Annotated in this window: 1 protein-coding gene; it reads right to left on the reverse strand. The window is 58.5% G+C overall.

Going from position 1 to position 359, the window contains the following annotated elements; all coding sequences use genetic code 11:
• Positions 1-200 precede the first annotated feature (200 nt).
• Positions 201-350: an MliC family protein gene (locus tag Q5762_RS40145; protein WP_369671224.1), complete on the reverse strand. Its 150-nt coding sequence runs from the start codon at positions 348-350 to the stop codon at positions 201-203.
• Positions 351-359: the final 9 nt, after the last annotated feature.

Raw genomic sequence — 359 nt, forward strand, 5'->3', positions numbered from 1 at the left:
GTTCTGGACGCTCTGGGGCCGCTTAATCGCGATATGCAGGCCAAGGCGGCCCAGATCATCAAGGCCGTGGGCGAGAAGCTGCTCGCCGAACAGCGCGAGGCGACACGCCAGCGGCAGGCCCAACGGCTTCGCAGTCGCGGCGGGTATCGCTACGACGGCGGGATGTCTCGTTGACCCTACAGGTGGCTAACGGAAGGTGTTTATGGCTTGCAGTTACTGAGAACGACTTGCTTTTTTCCGCCATCGTGGGTTGAAAGGTTCATGTCGTTGTTCTTCCCCCAGAGTTCGTAGGAGTGGTTTTTGCTGGTAGAGATGTAGCGTACTCCTGATGCACTCTTGGCGCGTTTCAGCGGGACAAG

It is taken from the genome of Streptomyces sp. P9(2023) (assembly GCF_032436795.1).
Taxonomy (GTDB): Bacteria; Actinomycetota; Actinomycetes; order Streptomycetales; family Streptomycetaceae; genus Streptomyces.